This window comes from Rubritalea squalenifaciens DSM 18772 (genome assembly GCF_900141815.1).
Classification (GTDB): Bacteria; Verrucomicrobiota; Verrucomicrobiia; order Verrucomicrobiales; family Akkermansiaceae; genus Rubritalea; species Rubritalea squalenifaciens.
In genome coordinates, this window is record NZ_FQYR01000003.1 from 195,440 (window position 1) to 213,494 (window position 18,055).

At 51.0% G+C, this 18,055-nt stretch carries 17 protein-coding genes and 1 pseudogene; 11 read left to right on the forward strand and 7 right to left on the reverse strand.

Annotated features, from left to right (window positions below; all coding sequences use genetic code 11):
• Positions 1-35: 35 nt before the first annotated feature.
• Genes BUB27_RS06200 through BUB27_RS06230 form a run of 7 tightly spaced genes read left to right on the forward strand, consistent with a single transcriptional unit; the run spans position 36 to position 8,898 of the window.
• Positions 36-1,772 (forward strand): GspE/PulE family protein, encoded by a 1,737-nt coding sequence (locus BUB27_RS06200; protein ID WP_234991690.1) that lies wholly within the window; start codon positions 36-38, stop codon positions 1,770-1,772.
• Positions 1,773-1,789: 17 nt separating this feature from the next.
• Entirely contained in the window at positions 1,790-3,031 is a 1,242-nt protein-coding gene (locus tag BUB27_RS06205; protein WP_143158704.1) for a type II secretion system F family protein, read from the forward strand.
• 5 nt (positions 3,032-3,036) lie between these two features.
• A complete protein-coding gene (locus tag BUB27_RS06210; protein ID WP_143158705.1) occupies positions 3,037-3,981 on the forward strand; it encodes a type II secretion system minor pseudopilin in 945 nt (314 codons plus the stop codon).
• Complete coding sequence (locus tag BUB27_RS06215) at positions 3,974-5,206, forward strand: hypothetical protein (RefSeq protein WP_143158706.1); 1,233 nt, start codon at positions 3,974-3,976, stop codon at positions 5,204-5,206. The genes BUB27_RS06210 and BUB27_RS06215 overlap by 8 nt, the downstream gene beginning before the upstream one ends.
• Entirely contained in the window at positions 5,206-5,748 is a 543-nt protein-coding gene (locus BUB27_RS06220; protein ID WP_143158707.1) for a hypothetical protein, read from the forward strand. Before BUB27_RS06215 ends, BUB27_RS06220 begins: the two co-directional genes overlap by 1 nt.
• 41 nt (positions 5,749-5,789) lie before the next feature.
• On the forward strand, positions 5,790-6,497 hold the full coding sequence (locus BUB27_RS06225; RefSeq protein ID WP_143158708.1) for a hypothetical protein: 708 nt from the start codon (positions 5,790-5,792) through the stop codon (positions 6,495-6,497).
• A gap of 58 nt (positions 6,498-6,555) precedes the next feature.
• Positions 6,556-8,898 carry a secretin N-terminal domain-containing protein gene (locus BUB27_RS06230; RefSeq protein WP_143158709.1) on the forward strand — a complete coding sequence of 781 codons (2,343 nt, stop codon included), beginning with the start codon at positions 6,556-6,558 and terminating at the stop codon, positions 8,896-8,898.
• Between the two features lie 203 nt (positions 8,899-9,101).
• On the opposite strand, the gene BUB27_RS06235 is transcribed toward BUB27_RS06230, so the two are convergent.
• The 5 genes and pseudogenes from BUB27_RS06235 to gspG all read right to left on the reverse strand — a co-directional run bounded on the left by BUB27_RS06235 (position 9,102) and on the right by gspG (position 11,131).
• A complete protein-coding gene (locus BUB27_RS06235) occupies positions 9,102-9,665 on the reverse strand; it encodes a hypothetical protein (RefSeq protein WP_234991691.1) in 564 nt (187 codons plus the stop codon).
• Positions 9,666-9,674: 9 nt separating this feature from the next.
• Positions 9,675-9,761: pseudogene (locus BUB27_RS19255) on the reverse strand (type II secretion system protein); the annotation flags it as partial.
• A gap of 9 nt (positions 9,762-9,770) precedes the next feature.
• Entirely contained in the window at positions 9,771-10,184 is a 414-nt protein-coding gene (locus tag BUB27_RS06240) for a PulJ/GspJ family protein (RefSeq protein WP_159434829.1), read from the reverse strand.
• Positions 10,165-10,707, reverse strand: a complete 543-nt coding sequence (locus tag BUB27_RS06245) for a prepilin-type N-terminal cleavage/methylation domain-containing protein (RefSeq protein WP_143158711.1) — start codon at positions 10,705-10,707, stop codon at positions 10,165-10,167. The genes BUB27_RS06240 and BUB27_RS06245 overlap by 20 nt, the downstream gene beginning before the upstream one ends.
• A complete protein-coding gene (gene gspG / locus BUB27_RS06250; RefSeq protein ID WP_143158712.1) occupies positions 10,682-11,131 on the reverse strand; it encodes a type II secretion system major pseudopilin GspG in 450 nt (149 codons plus the stop codon). Before gspG ends, BUB27_RS06245 begins: the two co-directional genes overlap by 26 nt.
• A gap of 376 nt (positions 11,132-11,507) precedes the next feature.
• On the opposite strand from gspG, the gene infA reads away from it, so the two are divergent.
• The 4 genes from infA (at position 11,508) to BUB27_RS06270 (ending at position 15,443) form a co-directional block, all read left to right on the forward strand.
• Positions 11,508-11,708: a translation initiation factor IF-1 gene (gene infA, locus BUB27_RS06255; protein WP_200797079.1), complete on the forward strand. Its 201-nt coding sequence runs from the start codon at positions 11,508-11,510 to the stop codon at positions 11,706-11,708.
• 5 nt (positions 11,709-11,713) lie between these two features.
• Positions 11,714-12,064 carry an arsenate reductase family protein gene (locus BUB27_RS06260; protein ID WP_143158713.1) on the forward strand — a complete coding sequence of 117 codons (351 nt, stop codon included), beginning with the start codon at positions 11,714-11,716 and terminating at the stop codon, positions 12,062-12,064.
• A 42-nt stretch (positions 12,065-12,106) separates the two neighbouring features.
• The gene (locus BUB27_RS06265) at positions 12,107-13,927 is read left to right on the forward strand and encodes an SLC13 family permease (RefSeq protein WP_234991692.1); all 1,821 of its coding nucleotides are present in this window, start codon (positions 12,107-12,109) and stop codon (positions 13,925-13,927) included.
• Positions 13,928-14,111: 184 nt separating this feature from the next.
• The gene (locus BUB27_RS06270) at positions 14,112-15,443 is read left to right on the forward strand and encodes a hypothetical protein (protein ID WP_143158714.1); all 1,332 of its coding nucleotides are present in this window, start codon (positions 14,112-14,114) and stop codon (positions 15,441-15,443) included.
• A 75-nt stretch (positions 15,444-15,518) separates the two neighbouring features.
• Here the strand turns inward: BUB27_RS06270 and BUB27_RS06275 are convergent, their stop codons facing one another.
• Together BUB27_RS06275 and carA are read right to left on the reverse strand one after the other, a co-directional pair.
• Positions 15,519-16,787, reverse strand: a complete 1,269-nt coding sequence (locus tag BUB27_RS06275; protein WP_143158715.1) for an adenylosuccinate synthase — start codon at positions 16,785-16,787, stop codon at positions 15,519-15,521.
• A 96-nt stretch (positions 16,788-16,883) separates the two neighbouring features.
• Positions 16,884-18,041 carry a glutamine-hydrolyzing carbamoyl-phosphate synthase small subunit gene (gene carA / locus BUB27_RS06280; protein WP_143158716.1) on the reverse strand — a complete coding sequence of 386 codons (1,158 nt, stop codon included), beginning with the start codon at positions 18,039-18,041 and terminating at the stop codon, positions 16,884-16,886.
• Positions 18,042-18,055: the final 14 nt, after the last annotated feature.

Sequence of the window (18,055 nt, forward strand, 5' to 3'; positions counted from 1 at the left end):
CATAGCGGGCGTAACTCGCTAGAAATTTATTTACGATGGCTGAAGTAATGGAAATAGACCGTCAATCCCGTTGGCTCATTGAGGCCGTGATGGCGGCAGGGGGGACTGATGAAGCGCAGGTTTCTGAGGTGGTGCTGGATGCCAAGAAGAAGGGCTTGTCGCTCATTGACGCCGTTTTGGATGCGGGTGTCGTCGGGGAAGAAGAATTTTTGAGGGAGGTGTCAGCCAGATTAGCGCTGCCATGGCATGAAGGGGATTTGCTGGGCGAAAATGTCAAGGAGCTCAAGGCTGCCTGTGGACCTGCACTCGCGATTAGGCATCGTGTGGTGCCATTAGAGCTTAACAAGGATCAGATCACGCTAGCTTGCTATGATCCTCTAGCGCTAGAAGCCAGGCAGATTCTCAGTCGCAGATTGCCATACAGCATCAAGTGGGTGATGAGTGAACGGCGTAAGATACGCACCACGCTCGGAGCCATTTATGGTGTGGGGGCTGATACTTTCGAGAAGCTGCTCGAGGGCCGTGACGTGGACTTCGAGAACATGGCTGACAAGGATGAAGCCAGCGTTCTTGACGAGGATGATTCTGACGAGGCCAGCGTGTTGAGATTTGTAAACCAGATTATCCGTGAGGGTCTGCTGCAGAAAGCGACCGATATCCACATCGAGCCTCAGCATGATATTCTACGTATTCGTTATCGTGTGGATGGTCATTTGATGGACGTGCCTGTACCGGAACGCATCAATGCCTTGCAGTCCTCTGTGATTGCTCGTCTTAAAATCATGTCTCGCCTAGATGTGGCGGAGCGCAGGGTGCCTCAGGATGGCCGTATCAACCTGAAGCTGGAAGGGAAGTCGATCGATGTTCGTGTTGCCACGATTCCATCGGTGGAAGGTGAGACGGTTAGTCTACGCTTGCTCAACCAGGAGCGCTACTCGCTCGATCAACTCGGGATGGAAAATTCCGTCAGAAAGGTGATTGATGAAGTTCTAAGTTTGAGTAACGGAGTGATTCTCGCCACAGGTCCTACGGGTTCTGGTAAGTCGACGAGCCTCTATTGCTTTTTGGACCACCTGAATAAGCCGGAAACACGCACGGTGACTATCGAGGATCCTGTGGAAAACAAGCTACCCGGGATCGTCCAGATTGCGGTGAAGCCGGAGGTCGGCTTGACCTTTGCCAAAGGTTTGAGATCCATCCTTCGTGCGGATCCAAACATTGTGATGGTAGGTGAGATTCGTGATACGGAAACTGCGGAGATTGCTATCCGAGCATCACTCACAGGTCACTTGGTATTCAGTACACTGCATACCAATACAGCCATTGGCGGCATCAGTCGTCTGCTGGATATGGATATTGAGCCATTCCTCGTAGCAGCGTCTGTTCGAGCCTTCTTGGCTCAGCGCCTGGTGAGAAAGCTATGTCCGAAGTGCAAGGTGCCGATGGATAATTTTGGTGAGGAAGATAAGGTAGCTCTGGGAATTCCCCTCGAGCTGGATGGTCAGCCATACCGAGCTGTCGGCTGTGGTGATTGCCGCCAGACTGGCTACAGTGGCCGAATCGCCATTTATGAGATTTGTCAGGTTTCTGATGCGATCCAGGACATGATCACTCACGGCGCCGACGAGAACAAGATTCTGCGTCAGGCAACCAAAGAGGGATTTGAGCCGATGCGTACCTACGGGTGGAGGAAAGTCATGAAGGGAGTGACGAGTATTGAAGAAGTTTTGTCTTCTACTCAGACAGGTTTGGGCGCCAGAGCCGTTGAATAAGGTAAGCAATTGGATTGATGTCTAAGATCTTCAAGTACATCGCTATTGATGGCTCAGGTCAGAAACAGACCGGGGACCTGACTGCGGCTAGCCGTGGTGAGGCCATGCGTCTGCTTCAAGGGCGAGGCTTTCAGCCGACACAGATCAAGGATGCAGGTGAAGCAAAGGTAAAGAAGGTCAAGGCTAGTACAGCTGACGAGCCATCCAGCGGCCCTCTGACCCTGAAAAAGCAGGAGATCATCGCTTTTACCGAGGAGCTTAGTGAATTGCTTGAGGCTGGGCTGCCACTAGAACCCGCCTTGGCTTCGATGGAAGCCAGGGAGGAAAAAGGTCAGATCAAGTATTTGTCTGGTAGGCTCAGGAAGTGGGTGACCGAAGGTACTCCTCTCTATGAGGCGATGAAGCGAGTATCGCCTGATTTCGACCAGCTTTATTGTAACCTGGTGAGGGCTGGTGAAGCGAGTGGTAGTCTACAAACGATCTTGCGCCAGCATGGTACCTACATGAAGGAACAGCAGGAGCTGAAATCACGCCTGAAGTTGGCTTTGATTTACCCAACCTGCCTGACTTTGGCCTGTGTTGCCTTGGCCTTGGTATTCATCTTCTTCTTATTGCCTCGCATTACAGTCCTTCTGGAAGGGATGCCTGGCTCAGAGATGCCAATCGGTGTAAAGATTTCCACCTTTATTGGAGACTTCCTCAGAGCTCACTGGCTGAAAACGATCCTGTTTTTCTGTGCCATAGCCGTGGGGATCAAAGTCTGGCTCACCAAGGAAGAGAATTTAAGAAAGTGGGACGAGTGGAAGTTAAGCATTCCGCTCTATGGCAATGTGATCCGCTATGGTTTCTATGTTCAGTGGTTGCAGACTTTGGCAAACTTGGTTTCTAACGGAGTACCTTTGGTTCAGGCTCTTAAGTTGACAGAGCAAACGGTGACTAACCGCTATTACAAGGAGAGGCTGACAAGTATTACCGAGCGAGTGAGTGATGGTTACAAACTCACGCGATCCATGCAAGCGACCGCAATGTTTGCGCCCAATATGATCGACTTGATCGGAGTGGGGGAGAATACAGGTAAGCTGTCTCGTGCCTTGGAGCGTGCCTCGGCTTACTACGACAAGCACCTCAGTGCACTATTGGCTAGTCTGCTAGGGACGATCACTCCAGTGGTGCTCGTTCTGATGGCTGTTCTTGTAGGAGGATTCTCCTACACGATGATTCAGGCGATTTACCAAACCATCAATAACATCAAGAGCTAGTACCTATGATGCAAAAAAATACCCCACATCAGCAGAGAGGATTCGCCCTAGTGGCGGTCCTGTGGGTTATTTTGATTTTATCGGGTATCATGGTGGCCACGCTAAGTCTTGTTAAGGTGGAAGCCGACACGGTGTCTAACGAAGTGAACTCCTATCAAGCTCTGATGGAGGCACACACTGGACTCAGTTATGCTGTTCATCCTGGTATTGAGCGTGATGATCCTATCCTGGCTGCCGAGAATCCGGAGTATGATGCTGCATACAAGGTTCTGATTTCGCCGGAGGCCGTTCGTTTTAATATCAATACCATTCTACAGCGCCGTGATAAGGCTCTGATGCGAAATATATTCAAACATTGGGGGATGGAGGAGAACGAGGCGTCTTCGCTCACGGATGCTCTCATTGACTGGGTGGATCGTGGCGACACAGCAGAGCTAAATGGTGCCGAAAAAAGTTGGTACGAGGAGCAGGGCTTTACTGACCGCCCCTACAACGGACCGTTTACGGATATTGAGGATATGAGGCTGGTCAAGGGGTTTTGGGCTGCAGAAAAGTTGCGCTCAGACTGGCGTGATTGGTTTACCCTGCGAAGTGAAGGTGGCTTGGACATTCATGAGGCTAAGCCGGAGCTCATAGCTGTAGCGGCTGAGATTAATGTTTCTGAAGCAGAAGATTATCAAGCAGAAGTAAAAGGTGATGACGGTCTATTTGCTACCGAAGATGACCGTAATTATCCAAGTGTAGATGCCGCACTAACCGCTATGGCATCTCCTGGGGGAAATAGAAGAGCTGCGATTGCTGCCAGATTCGTCACCAAGGGGAACATATTAAGAATTGAGAGCGTAGGGCGCTCGGGTAATTTTCAGGCCAGCATTATTGCGACAGTACAGCGCCAGGGGGCCAAGCCTAACATTTTAGACTATCAAGAACGCATTTCAGAGAGTGAGTAAAACAACGACAACAATCATTCTTCCAGCCGAGGATTCGGGCTGGGAAGTATGGCAAGACCAGCAAGGTGTCCTCCAGAAGGTACGCACGCTTAAAGCTGTGCTATCCAAAGACCAGACGTCCTCGGGAGAGAGGCTGGCTCTGCCTGTCCGTGCTGTGGCAACCATGCCGATCAGAGTAGCTTCGAGCGATGAGGCTCTCTACCGTGGTGCCGCCCAGCTGGAGTTGGAGAAGGCTGGATTGCTGATCAATGCCGAGGGAGAGAGCTGGGATTGTACCATGATTGCCGATCAGGGGGCAGGCTCTATTGTTGCAGGTTATGCCTTGTTAGAGGATATGCTGGATCCTGAGTCTGTGATCCAAGATGTGGTATTGGATTACTCTCCTCGCTGTTATCCCGTCGATACCGCAGATCTGATTGTTTGTCTCAAGGAGCAGGGCGAGTGGGCTCTTGTCTGCTACAGCCAGGGTAAGCCGTTTTACACAGAGCCGCTAGGGAAAGATTTTATCGGCGCTTTGGAGCCAGCGGTGAAACAGCTCGAAGTACAGCTGATGCTGTCAGGAGTTGAGTTTGAGCCTCAGAGTATCCAGATTTGGACTAGTGATGCTCCGCAGCTTGATGAGTCAGTAAGTGTGCAGTTGACTGCTGAGACGGGACTTCCGGTGGTCATTGACCAAAGGCCTGTACCAGCTGTCTCTGAGCAGGGACTTAAGATCAGAACGGAAGGGATGATCGGGTGGAAGCAGAAGCAGCAAGCTGGATCCCGTGCTCGTGTCTGGTTCTTGGGGGTCGCCTTGATGTACTTGGTTGCTGCAGGCTATGTCTTCCTGAAGTGGAAGAATCTGAACGACCAGATTGCAGACCAAGACCACATCATCAAAACCTATCAGGGGTCATACGGGGAGAAAACTCTTCACGATGATAAGTGGGAAGAATTGCACAATCTGGTCAGGCAAGACTGGCCGTTGGCCGTCTATCAGCGATGCAAGGAGCTCTTGCCTCCAGGTAACCGCATCAAATTTGATATGGTGGAGATGCAGGATGGTAGGGTGATTTTATCCGGATCATCAGCGGAGCTGGATCCAATCAATGATTACATCCCGAAGCTTAAGGCTGACGAGATGTTCAAAGAATTGGAGTGGCTCACACCCATGCCAGCAAGAAACCGCGGTAATGACCAGCGTTGGTATTTTAAGTTTGAAGCGAAGAAGGAGGAGGTACTCTAATGGCTGGTTTAAGTGATAGAGAGCGAAAGATGGGCGTGGCGGTTATCGCGATCATCGTCGTATTTGGGCACGTCTTTGGTAGTAAGAAGCTGGTGGATGCTTTTAATACGAAAAAGGCAGAATTAGCGAAACTTGAGCAGGAAGCGCGTGTTCTAGTTGAGGGTGGCGACACCGAGGGCATCCTAGAAGATAAACAATGGCTGGCTGAGCATGAACCCGAACCTCAGACTTATGAAGATGTACAGACCGAGCTGCAGAAGTTTTTAGAGACTTCCTGCACTCAGGCTGGCTTGACGCCATTTGGGGTAGAGCTGAAGAAGGATATTGATGCCGAGCTGGGGCTTTTCGGAAACTACCGCAGGGTGCGCATCCAGATTTCCGCCAAGGGAGATCAACAGCAAATTGTCCAGTGGCTTGTCAAAATACATCAACCTGAAAACTTCAGGGCCCTGACCTATCTGAAGCTTGAGGCTGACAAGAAAGAGGAGGGTGTGGTTATTTGTCATATTATTGCAGATCAATGGCTTGTGCCTGAATTTTAAGAGTGCTAGGTATAACTATGAGAAAAATATTTAATCTAATCATGATATCTGCTTTTTGTGGGTATCAGGCTAAAGCGGACTTGCCGCCGAAGCCCAGCTACAAGGATTTCGCGAAGCTGACGCAGAACTCTCCGTTTGGCGTGAAAAAGTCGGCGCCGGTGCAGGCTCCGGTGGTGGCTCCTCCAGCGAATACAACACTGATGCTGACTGGAGTCACGAAATTGGCTGATGGCTGGAGTGTTGGTGTGTCAGACAAGAAAAACCCTACCCGGGGAGTGATTTCTCTTAGCAGCAATCAGTCTGTTGAGGGCATCTCTATCGTCAATGTGGAGCAAGATCCTGACAACTATCGTAATACCAAAGTAACGGTGAAGCAGGGTGGTGCCACCTACACACTGAAATTTGATTCCGCTGAAGTGGAAAAAGGGATCCAAGAATCCGCCAAACAGAGTCAGCAAGCAGTCCAGAAACTTGAGCAACAGGCAGCAGCCCCACAAGCCCAGCCTCAGCCAGTCCAGGGAGATCAGGGCAGTGAGGAATACAAGCGTGCCAGAGAGGAAATGATGCGTGAAGCTGCTGAGCTACGCAAGATGCGTGAGAGCGGTAATACTGGTGATGATTACCAGAAACGCAGACAGGCCTTGATGGAAAAAGCGAATGAGCTGCGTCGTGACTGGCGTAGCAGACGCCGAGGAGGGGATCAAGCCAGCCCCGGTGGTAACGATGGCGGAGATAGAAGACGCCGATAGACTCAAGCAGGCCTTTACACCTTTTTAAGAATAGAATTTTTAATCAACCCATAGATTTATGAGATACACATTGATGATGTTTGCGCTGGCAGGAGCACTGCAGGCTCAGCAACCCGGCGGAGGACAGCCTCCCGTGGTGCCGGAGCAACCTCCAGCCGTGGATGAGCCAGCTCAGCCTCAGCCTCCAGCCCCAGCTGCTCAAGGTCAACAGCCTGCGAGACCGGGTGGGCAAGCAGCTGCCGCGGGAGTCAACGTTGATCCCGGGGACCAGATTCTCGAGAATGGCATGCAGGAGATTCTCATTCCTGGTGACCGCATCGCTGAGTTGTATCGGAAGTTTACTGGTAAGCGAGTGATCTTTACTCAGGCGGCGATCGCTAAGAAGATCACGGTCAATCAGCCAGGGCGTATGACCTACCGTGAAGCGGCTCAAATCCTGGAAAAAACGGCTTTGCTTGAAGGTTTGGTATTTGTGCCGAGTGGTGAGCATGAAGTGAAGCTGGTGATGCCTCAGAATGGTAAAGCGTTTAAGGTGTACACAGAACTAGCTGACTTGCCGGTAGGGGATGAGATCGTGACCTATGTGATGAGCTTCAAGCACATTGCAACGGATGAGGCGATGAATGTGTTCCAGACTGTAGTGAAGCAGTTTCACCCCAATGGCTCCATTGTTCCAGTTGCCAATACAGCCACCCTCTTGATTACGGAGAATACTGCGATTATCCGCACTCTGATTAAGTTGAAGCAGCAGATTGATATTCCGCAGGAAATCTTTAAGCGCCAGACCATTTACCTCGAAAATGGTGATGCCGAGCAAGTCGCTGAAGAGGTTCAGACGATTCTTGATTTCAGTGCCCAGTTTAACGTGGGGAAGGAAGGGGTGGTAAACAATGCTCCTCAAGGAGGCAACAACGCGAACAACCGTAATAACAACAATAATAACCGCCGTAACAACGGGAGAAATGCCAGCACCGCTGGTGAGAACGGTGTGTTGGTGAAGCCGATTGCGCGTACCAATAGTATTCTCATTATCGCGAGACCTATCGACATCGAGTACGCGAAAGGGATTATCGAGGAATTTGACCGCCCATCTCGTAGTCAGAACTACTACAAGCGCCGTCTGCATTTCCTCTCCGTGTCTGAGTTTCTAGAGGTTGCTAGAAATGCCATTCAGCGTGGTAACAACAGTGTTTCCGATGAGGGAAGCGGCGGTGGTGGCCGTGGTAACACGGGCCGTAATAGTGGTGGCCTTACTACCGGCGGTGGTCAAGGTGGACAGGGGCAGGGTGGTGCCAGTCTATCAGAAAACGATCTGCGCAGTGAAACTCCAGAGGATGATCTGATTGGTAAGACGCACATCATCGCGCACAACTCGATAAATACAATCATCGTGAATGGTCCGCCGCAGAGCATCAAGATCATTGATGACTTGATCAATGAGATGGATATTTCCTCTGAGCAAGTTCAGATTACAGCTATCTTTGGTCGCTATAATCTCAATGGGGATTTGGATTTCGGTGTGGATTTTGCCCGCACCTATCAGACGACTCGTGGAGCTGATAGTGGTTTTGCGATCAACAACCGTACAGGTTATCCTGTACTGCTGGATCCTTCCACCTTGACCGATGCTGCGGCTCTCAATACCGCCGCTGTAGGAGGCTTGTCTATCTATGGGCAAATTGGGGAACACTTCTTCCCGACCCTCAGGGCGATGGAGAGTACCGGCCGTTTCAAGGTGTTGGCAAAACCGACAGTCTTCACGACCAATAACAAGAAAGCTACTCTGTCATCCGGTCAGCGCATTGCGGTACCTACGAATACGCTGTCTCAGAACGTAGGGGTGGGTGGCAACGTGTCTCAGAGTACCAATATCGAGTATGAGGATGTGGTGCTGAAGCTTGAAGTCATTCCTTTGGTCAATTCCGAAAACGAGGTGACCCTGACGATTGCGTTCAAAAACGATACGGTGTCCGGCTCACAATTGATCGACGGAAACGAAGTCCCGACTATTAGTACCGAAGAATTGGTGACTTCTGTGACCGTACCGAATAAAGGTACCGTGGTGCTTGGTGGTCTCATTACCGAGACTAATAGTACGGCTGTCTCCGGTATTCCGATTCTCAGCCGCATACCGGGTCTCGGTAGGCTGTTCTCATCAGAGAGGACATCCGAATCCAGAGATGAACTCGTGATCTTCATTCAACCACGCATCGTGAGTGGTCCAGGTTCTCTGGGAGAGCTCCAGGATTTCAACCGTTCCCAGTCACGTTTGGCTGATGAGCTGATGCCGGAGTCTGGAGTGTTGCCTCCACTTCCAGATAAGCAGCCTGTGCAGATGGCTCCACAGCCAGTGAAGAAGAGCAGCAACTCTTCCTCTCGTTTCAGAGGTTTGAGACGATAAGAGTTCTCTTTCTAGATTAACGATTCTGCAAACGGCCCGGTGCATCATGCATCGGGCCGTTTTCATTGGAGATAGAATGTGATTCCTTTGGTCTCTTGAGTGATGGGGAAGTAACGCTTTAAGCGAGAGAATCCGTGAAGTATGGCAAGAAGCCCTTTATGGGGAACGTGCTCCTGAAGGGTTTTCAGGCGATCAAAAGAGAGCTAGCGGCGGTTACTCCGGCCGCCATTTTGGTTGCCTCCACTGATTCTACTTGGATCAGGGCGAGGAGGAGCCCAGAAGGTGGCGCTTAGTGGAGCCGTAGTATCGTTGCCGTCTACGTCATTGTTGAGGCGTACAATCGTAGGGCGGCCTGTTTGCCATTCGTTGACCCAATCTTGTTCGGTGGGGGAGTAGACTTGCCAATAAAGCTCCCCGAGCGTGTTGATGAGCTCATGGCTGCTGAAGGTGACGTCGTCTGAGTCAGAGCTTGCTGGAGCTGTCTCGAAATGGGCAATCAGGCGTGAAGTGTTGTCTGAGTTGTTGACCACTTCCAGTCTGAGCAAGGCTGCTTTCTGTTCTCTACCTAGGGCGGTGAAGTAGACACCTGGATTTTCTATGTAGAGTTCTAGATTTCCGTCCTCAGACTCCTGTAGGGCAAACTGAGCGTCCGAGGGGAGATTCATGAAGAGCTTCTCAATGAAGCTGGTGGCTGCCTCCTTGTGTCTGGCCTCTTTCTGCGTGATGGAAATAGCCTCACTGAGGCCCATGCAGGTGTTGATAATCATGAAGATGATCCCAATCAGAACAGATGCGATTGCAAGTGAGAGCAGAGTCTCAAAAAGGGTGAAACCGCGTGATCTGTTATGGTGAAGAATAATCAAAATCTGCTGCTACTGGGTAAGAGGGTAATAATGAATGGTCTCAAGCTCGTTTGTGGTTTGCTCACTACTAAGGGAGTCTTCCAGCGTTATTCTGATTTTGTAGAGACGGGGAAGAATGTGCTCATCAGCATCGGTTGCTTCAAATTCAGTGACTTGAATGCGAGCTCTGGTGTGATCGTTAATTTCAACTACCTCATCTCGTACGAACTCGCTTTCAGGGACTGGTGTGGTGAGAGTCTGAGTCATTAGGTTACGCAGTGTCCTTGTAGAATCCAGTTCTTGAGTCATTGTCTGGGACAGCTCTGCAGTCCTGTTGAGTGCAATGACGATACTGGTGACCGCAATCGAGAAAATGGCAAATGCGAGAAGCACTTCCATGAGCATGAAGCCTGCGGGTTGCGTCCTATTGATTTGCTTCTTCATCAAGATCGATAAAATTGCCAGTTATGGGGTTCACGGTCATTTCAAATGAGGATCCGCCATCTTCTAAACGAAACGAAAAAACTTCACAAATGCCAGATCGTGCAAAAACCCAGATGACAGGGTCCTCGCGTTCAGTCATGGTTACCCATTCTCCATTTTCGCGTTTACAGGAGAGAATGGTGCCTTCGGGAATGTCCACGAGAGCAATGTCTGAGCTGGGCTGAATGCGAGACAGGTCCGCGGTCTGATCAATCAATTCAGTGACCCAAATGGCATCATGCCTGATGATGGCATAGTGTGGACGCCCGAGAGTAGACGAACGCCTCAGTGTGGAGGTAGCCGTGGCTTCAATTGCCCCCTGAGTCTCAATGATCTCATCGGAGGTATTCGCCGAGAATGCAAAAAAAGCGGAACCCATAAGCACCGAGATAAGAGCCAAGGTGATAATGAGTTCCAGTAAGGTGAAGCCTGAATGGGCTTTTTTGATAGGGAGGCGATTAGTCCTCAGAGCTGATGTCATCATCTGTGCCTTCCTTGCCGTCTTGGCCAACGCTGATTAGTTCGTAAGAATTAGGGCCGCCAGCTCCAGGCATTTTGTAGATGTATGGGTTCTTCCAAGGGTCAAGGGGAACCTCCTTGAGCATGCCCTCATTTGGATAGCGTTTTGGGACTGGAGGCTTGGTTGGCTTGTTCACCAGAGCCTCGAGGCCCTGATCTGTAGTCGGGTAGCGCCCGGAGAGAGTCTTGTATTGGGTAAGTGCCGCACCGATAGCTTTGATGTCATTGTCGGCCTGTTGGATTTTAGCACTTTCGTCGAAGCCCTTCATGAGTCCAATGACACCGCCGGCCAAAACGGCAATGATGGCCATGACCATGACCATTTCCATGAGAGTGAAGCCGCGGGAGAGATTCTGAGGTTTTGTAAGGAGTGGTGAGTTTTTTCTCATAGGTATGAATTAATCGATTGTGGAACGTATTGTCAAACGTCTGATGACGTATGGCGCACACGGGGTGGGTAGGCCAACTCGCGTATCTATTAAACGTCGCAGAGGGGGGATAGTTGCGCAAAGATTTTTCCTAGTTTATACTAATAATTTCCCAAATAAGTATTGCGAATTACGGGGAAATAAAGAAGATGCGCGGCCAGCACCTTATCCTTAAGGATGTAGTGCGGATTCAACGAACCAACAAAGGAGAATAGTTATCGCAGGAAAACCAAGAAAAGGGGGCGGAGGACGCCCAGGAGGACGCGGCGGCCGTGGTGGCCGTGGTGCAGGACGTCGTTTCAAGAAGAAGGAAGACGACGGACGCGAGGACAAATCTGTGGAGATCGAAGGTACGATCAAAACAGTACTTGCAGGTACTATGTTCAAGGTAGAGCTTGCATCTGGGCACGAGGTTCTTGCCCACATTTCTGGTAAAATGCGTAAGCGTTTCATCCGTTTGGTTGTCGGTGACCGCGTGAAGATGGAGATGTCTCCATACGATACCTCTAAGGCTCGTATCACTTACCGTATCGGGTAATTTTTATGATTCGCATCTACGGATATCAAGGTTGCGGAACTTGTCGTAAGGCCTACAAGTGGCTTGAAGAGCAAGGTCTTGAGTTCGAAAAAGTTGCTATTCGGGAAACTCCTCCGAGCCGTGAGGAGTTCGCTATGGCGCTATCCAAGTATGAGAGTATTCGCAAGCTCTTCAATACATCCGGCATGGACTATCGTTCCATGGGGCTCAAGGATAGTTTGCCAGGTATGAGTGACGAGGACGCGCTTGATTTGCTGGGTTCTAACGGGAATCTCGTGAAGAGGCCGTTTGTTATCTCAGGAAGTACGGCTTTAGTCGGTTTCAATGAGGGGGATTGGTCCTCGGCTCTGCTTTAAGGGCAGAAAACTGGTGCACGGGTCGTTTTGATCTGGTAGAACATGGCGATGTTTGAAACTTGGCAGCAAATCTTTTTGGCCGTTCTAACGGTTCTTGTGTTTGGTGCCTTTGTGAAAGAATGGCTCTCGGCGGAGCTTGTAGCTCTAGTGGCCTTAGTTGCCTGTGTTTTTGCGGGTGTTCTCAGCGTGAAGCCGGGTGAGACCAATAACGCGCTGCTGGTATTTGCACATCCAGCCCCCATTACGGTAGCGTGCATGTTTATTCTCAGTGCTGCCTTGGAGAGGACTGGAGTGATTGAGTCTCTGGGGGTGTGGTTTGAAAAGGTGGCGGGTTCTAGCCCAATGCGCATGCTGGTCATGCTGATGCTGATTGTGGTTGGTCTATCCGGATTCGTGAATAACACTCCGGTGGTGGTGGTTTTCATGCCAATCATCATGGGGATTTGCCGGCGCAAGAATTATAAGGCCTCGAGGTTCCTGATTCCCTTGTCCTATGCGGCGGTGGCTGGTGGAACGATGACGATTATTGGTACCTCAACCAATTTGGTGGCTGCTGGAATAGCCAGTAAGTCCATGACCCCATTTACCATGTTTGAAATCACCCCGATGGGCTTGATTTTTGCAGGGATTACGATGGTGTACATGCTGACTCTTGGCCGTAAGCTGTTGCCGGACAGGGTGACTCTGGCTGCACTGATCGATAGTGATACTGGTAGAGAGTTCATCACGCATGCATTTGTTAAAGAAGGCTCACCACTTGCTGGTAAGTTGTTTCCAGATACGGAAATCTCGAAGCTGAAGAAGGCCAGGGTGTTGGAGGTGGTCCGTGATGGAGAGCGTCTGCGATGCCCTCTGCCTGAAGTGAAGTTTGAAGTAGGTGATGAGATTATCTTCAAGGGTGTCATTGAGGGCTTGATGGGGATCTCTGATACCGAAGGGATTGATATCCGGGGGAACGAGAAGTTTGGTCTGGGTGATATCCGTACGGAGTCAGCTGTATTGATGGAAGGTATCCTGGGGCCGGAGTCTTCTCTGGCTGGAAAGAATCTCAAGGAGTTGAATTTTCGTCAGCGATTTGGGGTGATCATCCTGGCGGTTCACAGACGTGGGCGAAACCTGAGGGAGAAGTTTGAGGATGAGCGTCTTGCCTTTGGTGATACCTTACTAGTTCAAGGTCCTAGGGAGAGAATGCGTCGTCTGTTCCAGCAAAAGGATTTCATTAACTTGAGTGAGCCAAAGCATCAGGTTCTGCGGACTCGGAAAGCTCCAATCGTATTGGCTGCATTAGGTTTGTTTGTGATCATGGGGGCTCTTGGGGGGAATTTTGGAATTCCTCAGTTGCCAACGGTTCAGTTGGCCTTGGCTAGTGCCTTGCTTGTTTTGGTAACCCGCTGTCTGGATCCTCATGAGGCGTTCCAGTCTATCGAGTGGAAAGTCATCTTCATGATTTGTGGTATGCTGGGGCTGGGAATGGCGATGGACCAGAGTGGCTTGGCTGCAAATATCGCGAAGTGCACAGTTGGGGTGATCGGACATGATAATCCTTACCTCATGCTCTCGGTCTTTTATCTTCTCTCGGCGATTTTGACCGAACTGATTTCCAATAATGCGGTAGCAGCTCTGCTTACGCCCCTGGGGATGTATGTGGCCTCTCAGATGGGGGTGGATGCCCGGCCATTTGTTGTAGCAGTCATGTTTGGTGCCTCTGCCAGTTTCTCAACGCCGATTGGTTACCAGACTAATACTTTTGTTTATGGTGCAGGTGGTTACAAGTTTGGTGATTTCTTCCGCGTAGGCTTCCCTCTTGCGGTGATTTTGTGGCTGACAGCTAGTTTGGTCATCCCGATTCTTTGGCCGTTTTAAAGCGTTGTGCGTACTTAGGCTCTCTTGATAATCTGGGTTTTGGCTTTACCCGAATCACTCTTCACGTTAGAAAGGGGGTATTGTCGATTTATGTTGTTACATGATTCTCAATGAGATAGCGGCTGAGTTGATCGTTTTCTTGAGGTGCTGTGACATTCAGTAAATGGCAATTCTTTGCTACAGGATGAAAGGAAAGAAGAAAAAGATCCCAAGTATCAGTGAGCGGGAATTGGCGGAGCTCAGGGCCTCTTATGAGAAGGTGCTGAAGGAGAGGGATGTGGCTACGAGTAAGCTTGAGGAGACGAAGGAGGCTATCGAGGCGCTCAAGAAAAAGCATGGTAACCTGGAGCATGTATTGGGAGATCTCGTTTCTGGCTTGCAGCAGGAAGTTGATAGGCGTGATGCCAGAATTCACAAGCTGGAGGATCATGGGGAGGAAGCTGAGCATGATGAGGGCGGTGATCTGGTGGGGGCTCAGTCAAGTTATCTGGGGGTGGGGCAGCAAACGCCTGAGCAGGCATTTCAGGATCTCTTGGCTGAGTCTGGACTGGTGCGTTCCAGGGGGGAAGGAGCTCGTTCCCTTGGAGATACGTGGGAGGATGAAGAGGACGAAGTGAGAGGTTCATCGGGTATGAAGTGGCTGCTTATTCTTGGAGGTGTGGCGGTGTTAGGTGTGGGGGTTGCAGCGGCACAGTTGTGGTTGGGTGAAGGGGGGAAAGAGAGTGATAACTCAAATGTGTCAGGCGCCGTGTTTGGTGATGCCAGTGGGGAAGAGATTGAACGGCTTATCGAGGAGCAGCTGAAGGCCAGTAAGAATAGGGCTGAAACTGTCCAAAAGTTGTTTAAGAGCTTTTTTGAGGAACAGGATTTGGAAGCAAAGTCAGCCATGTGTGTGAATCCACGAAGAACCATGCAGCACATGAGAGATCTAGTTGATAGGGGTGTGGCGGCTATTCCTGCTGAAACTGAGATTGAGGAGCTCAAAGTGGCGGAAAATCAGATCATTTTGCCAGACGGAAACAAGGCCTGGAAGGTGAGTCTCAGGCTACAGGGCGAGACAGATCAGCGTGTGACTTATGTGTACGAGCTGGAGGACGGGGAGCTGATGATAGATTGGGAGACGTTCGTGAGGTATCAAAGTATCCCATGGGAAGAGTTTATTGATGCCAAGCCTTCTGGGGTACATGAGATGCATGTTCTTGTGGGGACTGGGGGAGATGAGAGTTCGGAGTACCCGCTAGGGAAATATTTTGGGGTTCGCCTGAGGGGGTGGGATCACGGAGCAGCTAGATGGGTGCAGGCCTACATGCCGAGGGATCACCCGGACGCAGCCTCATTCACCAGTAAGCTGAGTAATCTAAGTGAGAGTGCGGACGCTTATGGCTTGCCCTATCAGTATGCTCACTATGTTTTACGAGTCAGATATAGCTCCGATGAGCAGAATTCTCTCAAAACATTGATGATTGATAGTGTGGTTTCAGACTCATTCACTTATCAGAGTGATCTTGAGGAATGAGGAAATCCTGAGCACAAAAAAAGCTCCCTGAAGTTCAGGGAGCTTTTTTGGATAAATCGTATGGATTGAGGCAGATTAGACAATGATGGTCTGCTCGCGGCCAGGGCCGTTACCAATGTACTTGATTGGTGCGTCTACGAGTTCGCTGAGGCGGTTGAGGTATGCCTTGGCGTTCTCAGGAAGCTCATCCCAAGAGCGTGCTTTGCTGGTGTCTTCCAGCCAGCCCGGCATTTCTTCATAGATGGCGGTAGCCTTATCCCACTGGTCGCGGTTTGCAGGTGGGAATTCGTGGCGCTCACCGTCGATGTCATAGGCGACACAGATTTTCAGGGTTTCGCGCTCATCGAGACCATCAAGGATAGTAACGGCAAGATCAGTCACGCCGTTTACCATGACGGCAAAACGGAGTAGTACTGTATCGAGCCAGCCGCAGCGGCGTGGGCGGCCAGTCGTGGCGCCGAATTCCATGCCTTTGTTGTGGAAGTAGTCAGAGATTTCCTGGTTTTCGGTAGGCATTGGTCCGGAACCAACACGGGTGGTGTAAGCCTTGCATACACCGACAACGCGCTGGATGGCGTGTGGTGGAAGGCCGGAGCCAGTGCAGGCGCCGCCGGCGGTGGTGTTGGAGGAAGTGACGAACGGGTAGGTACCGAAGTCAACATCAAGGAAGGAGCCTTGGGCGCCTTCGAAAAGGATGGTCTTACCTTCTTTCCAGGCCTTGTGAAGCGTTGGGATGGTGTTGGTGACGTGTGGGCGCAGGCGTTCGATCGCCGGGCGAACTTCGTCGAGAACCTGATCCACGGTGAAGGTTGGCAGGTCGAATTTTTTGAGGCGCTCGTTGACGTTTTCAAGGCGCACTGCGAGGAGGTCGCGTGCAGTCTTTTCACAGAGCATATCGGCGAGGCGGAGACCGCAGCGGTTGGCCTTGTCAGCATAGGTTGGACCGATGCCGCGCTTGGTGGTTCCGATCTTGTTGTTGCCGAGTGCCGCTTCACGGGCCGCATCAAGCTCACGGTGGTAGGGAAGTACTACGTGTGCGCGATCTGAGATGAGGAGCTTCTCAGGAGAAACTACAATGCCTTGCTCTTCTAGTGTGGTGATCTCTTTGCAGAGGCCCACTGGATCCATAACGACACCGTTGCCGATGACGCATGTCTTGTCTCCCCAGAGAATGCCGGATGGGACCAGGTGAAGGATGTATTTCTTGTTGTTCGCGATGACGGTGTGACCAGCGTTGTTGCCGCCTTGGCCACGGGCTACGATGTCAGCTGTTTCCGTAAGGTAATCAACGATCTTGCCTTTCCCTTCGTCTCCCCACTGGAGACCGCAGATGATAGTATTCATGTTCTACTCGTTTTGAAATGGTGTGGCGTCTGAAACGCAATAAATGCCGTTCCATGAGGCAACGGCACTTATGTGATAGTTCTGAAGAGTTTCCAGTTACTTGGCTGAGAAGTTTTCGATCATCTCAGCGAATTCGTCGAAGAAGTACTTCGCGTCGTTCGGTCCGGGAGCTGCTTCAGGGTGATACTGTACGGAGAAGGCTGGATAAGTCTTGTGACGGAAGCCTTCAACCGTGTCGTCGTTGAGGTTGATGTGGGTGATTTCCACGTCGTCCGGCAGGCTGTCTGGGTCAGTAGCAAAGCCGTGGTTCTGAGCGGTAATGGAAATCTTGCCGGTTCGGAGATCCTTGACCGGTTGGTTGCCGCCACGGTGGCCGAACTTCAGTTTGTAGGTCGTGCCGCCGAAGGCGTGGGTGAGGATCTGGTGGCCGAGGCAAATGCCAAAGATTGGCTTCTTGCCGAGGAGCTTCTTCACCTCTGCGTGAATGTAATCGAGAGCGGCCGGGTCGCCTGGGCCGTTGGAGAGGAAGATTCCGTCCGGGTTAAGAGCGAGCACTTCTTCAGCGGTGGCGCGGGAGTTGACGACTTCGATGTCGAAGCCTGCCTGGCGCATGCTGCGGAGAATGTTGTATTTGATACCAAAGTCGAATGCTACCAGCTTGTATTTTGCCTCAGGAAGTTCTTCGTAGTAGCCCTCGCGGTCTTGAGATGGGCTAGGGATATTCCAGAGGCGTGATTCTTTGTCCCAGTGGTAGTTGGACTCGGTGGAGACTTCTTTCACAAAGTCTGAGCCTTCCATTGGTGGGGCATCATTGGCAGCTTTGACTGCTTCTTCGGCTGAAAGCTCTGTGGAGATACAGCAGCGCATGGCGCCTGCTGTACGCAGGTGCTTGGTGAGCGCGCGAGTGTCTACACCCTCGATACCGATGATTTGGTGCTCTGCAAAATACTCTGGGAGTGTCTGGCGTGATCGGAAGTTGGAGGCGATTGGTGAAAGTTCACCGATGACCAGACCTCGGACATGAGGAGAGGAGGACTCGGCGTCCTCAGGATTAACTCCGTAGTTGCCGATCAGTGGGTAGGTCATTGTAACTACCTGACCACGATAGGATGGATCGGTGATGATCTCCTGGTATCCGGTCATGGAGGTATTGAAGCAGATCTCCCCGGTTGTGGTTCCGGTGTGTCCAAATGCTTCACCTTCAAAGGTTCGGCCGTCTTCTAATGCGAGTATGGCTTTGGTAGTAGCTTTCATAGGCGCCGTAGCGG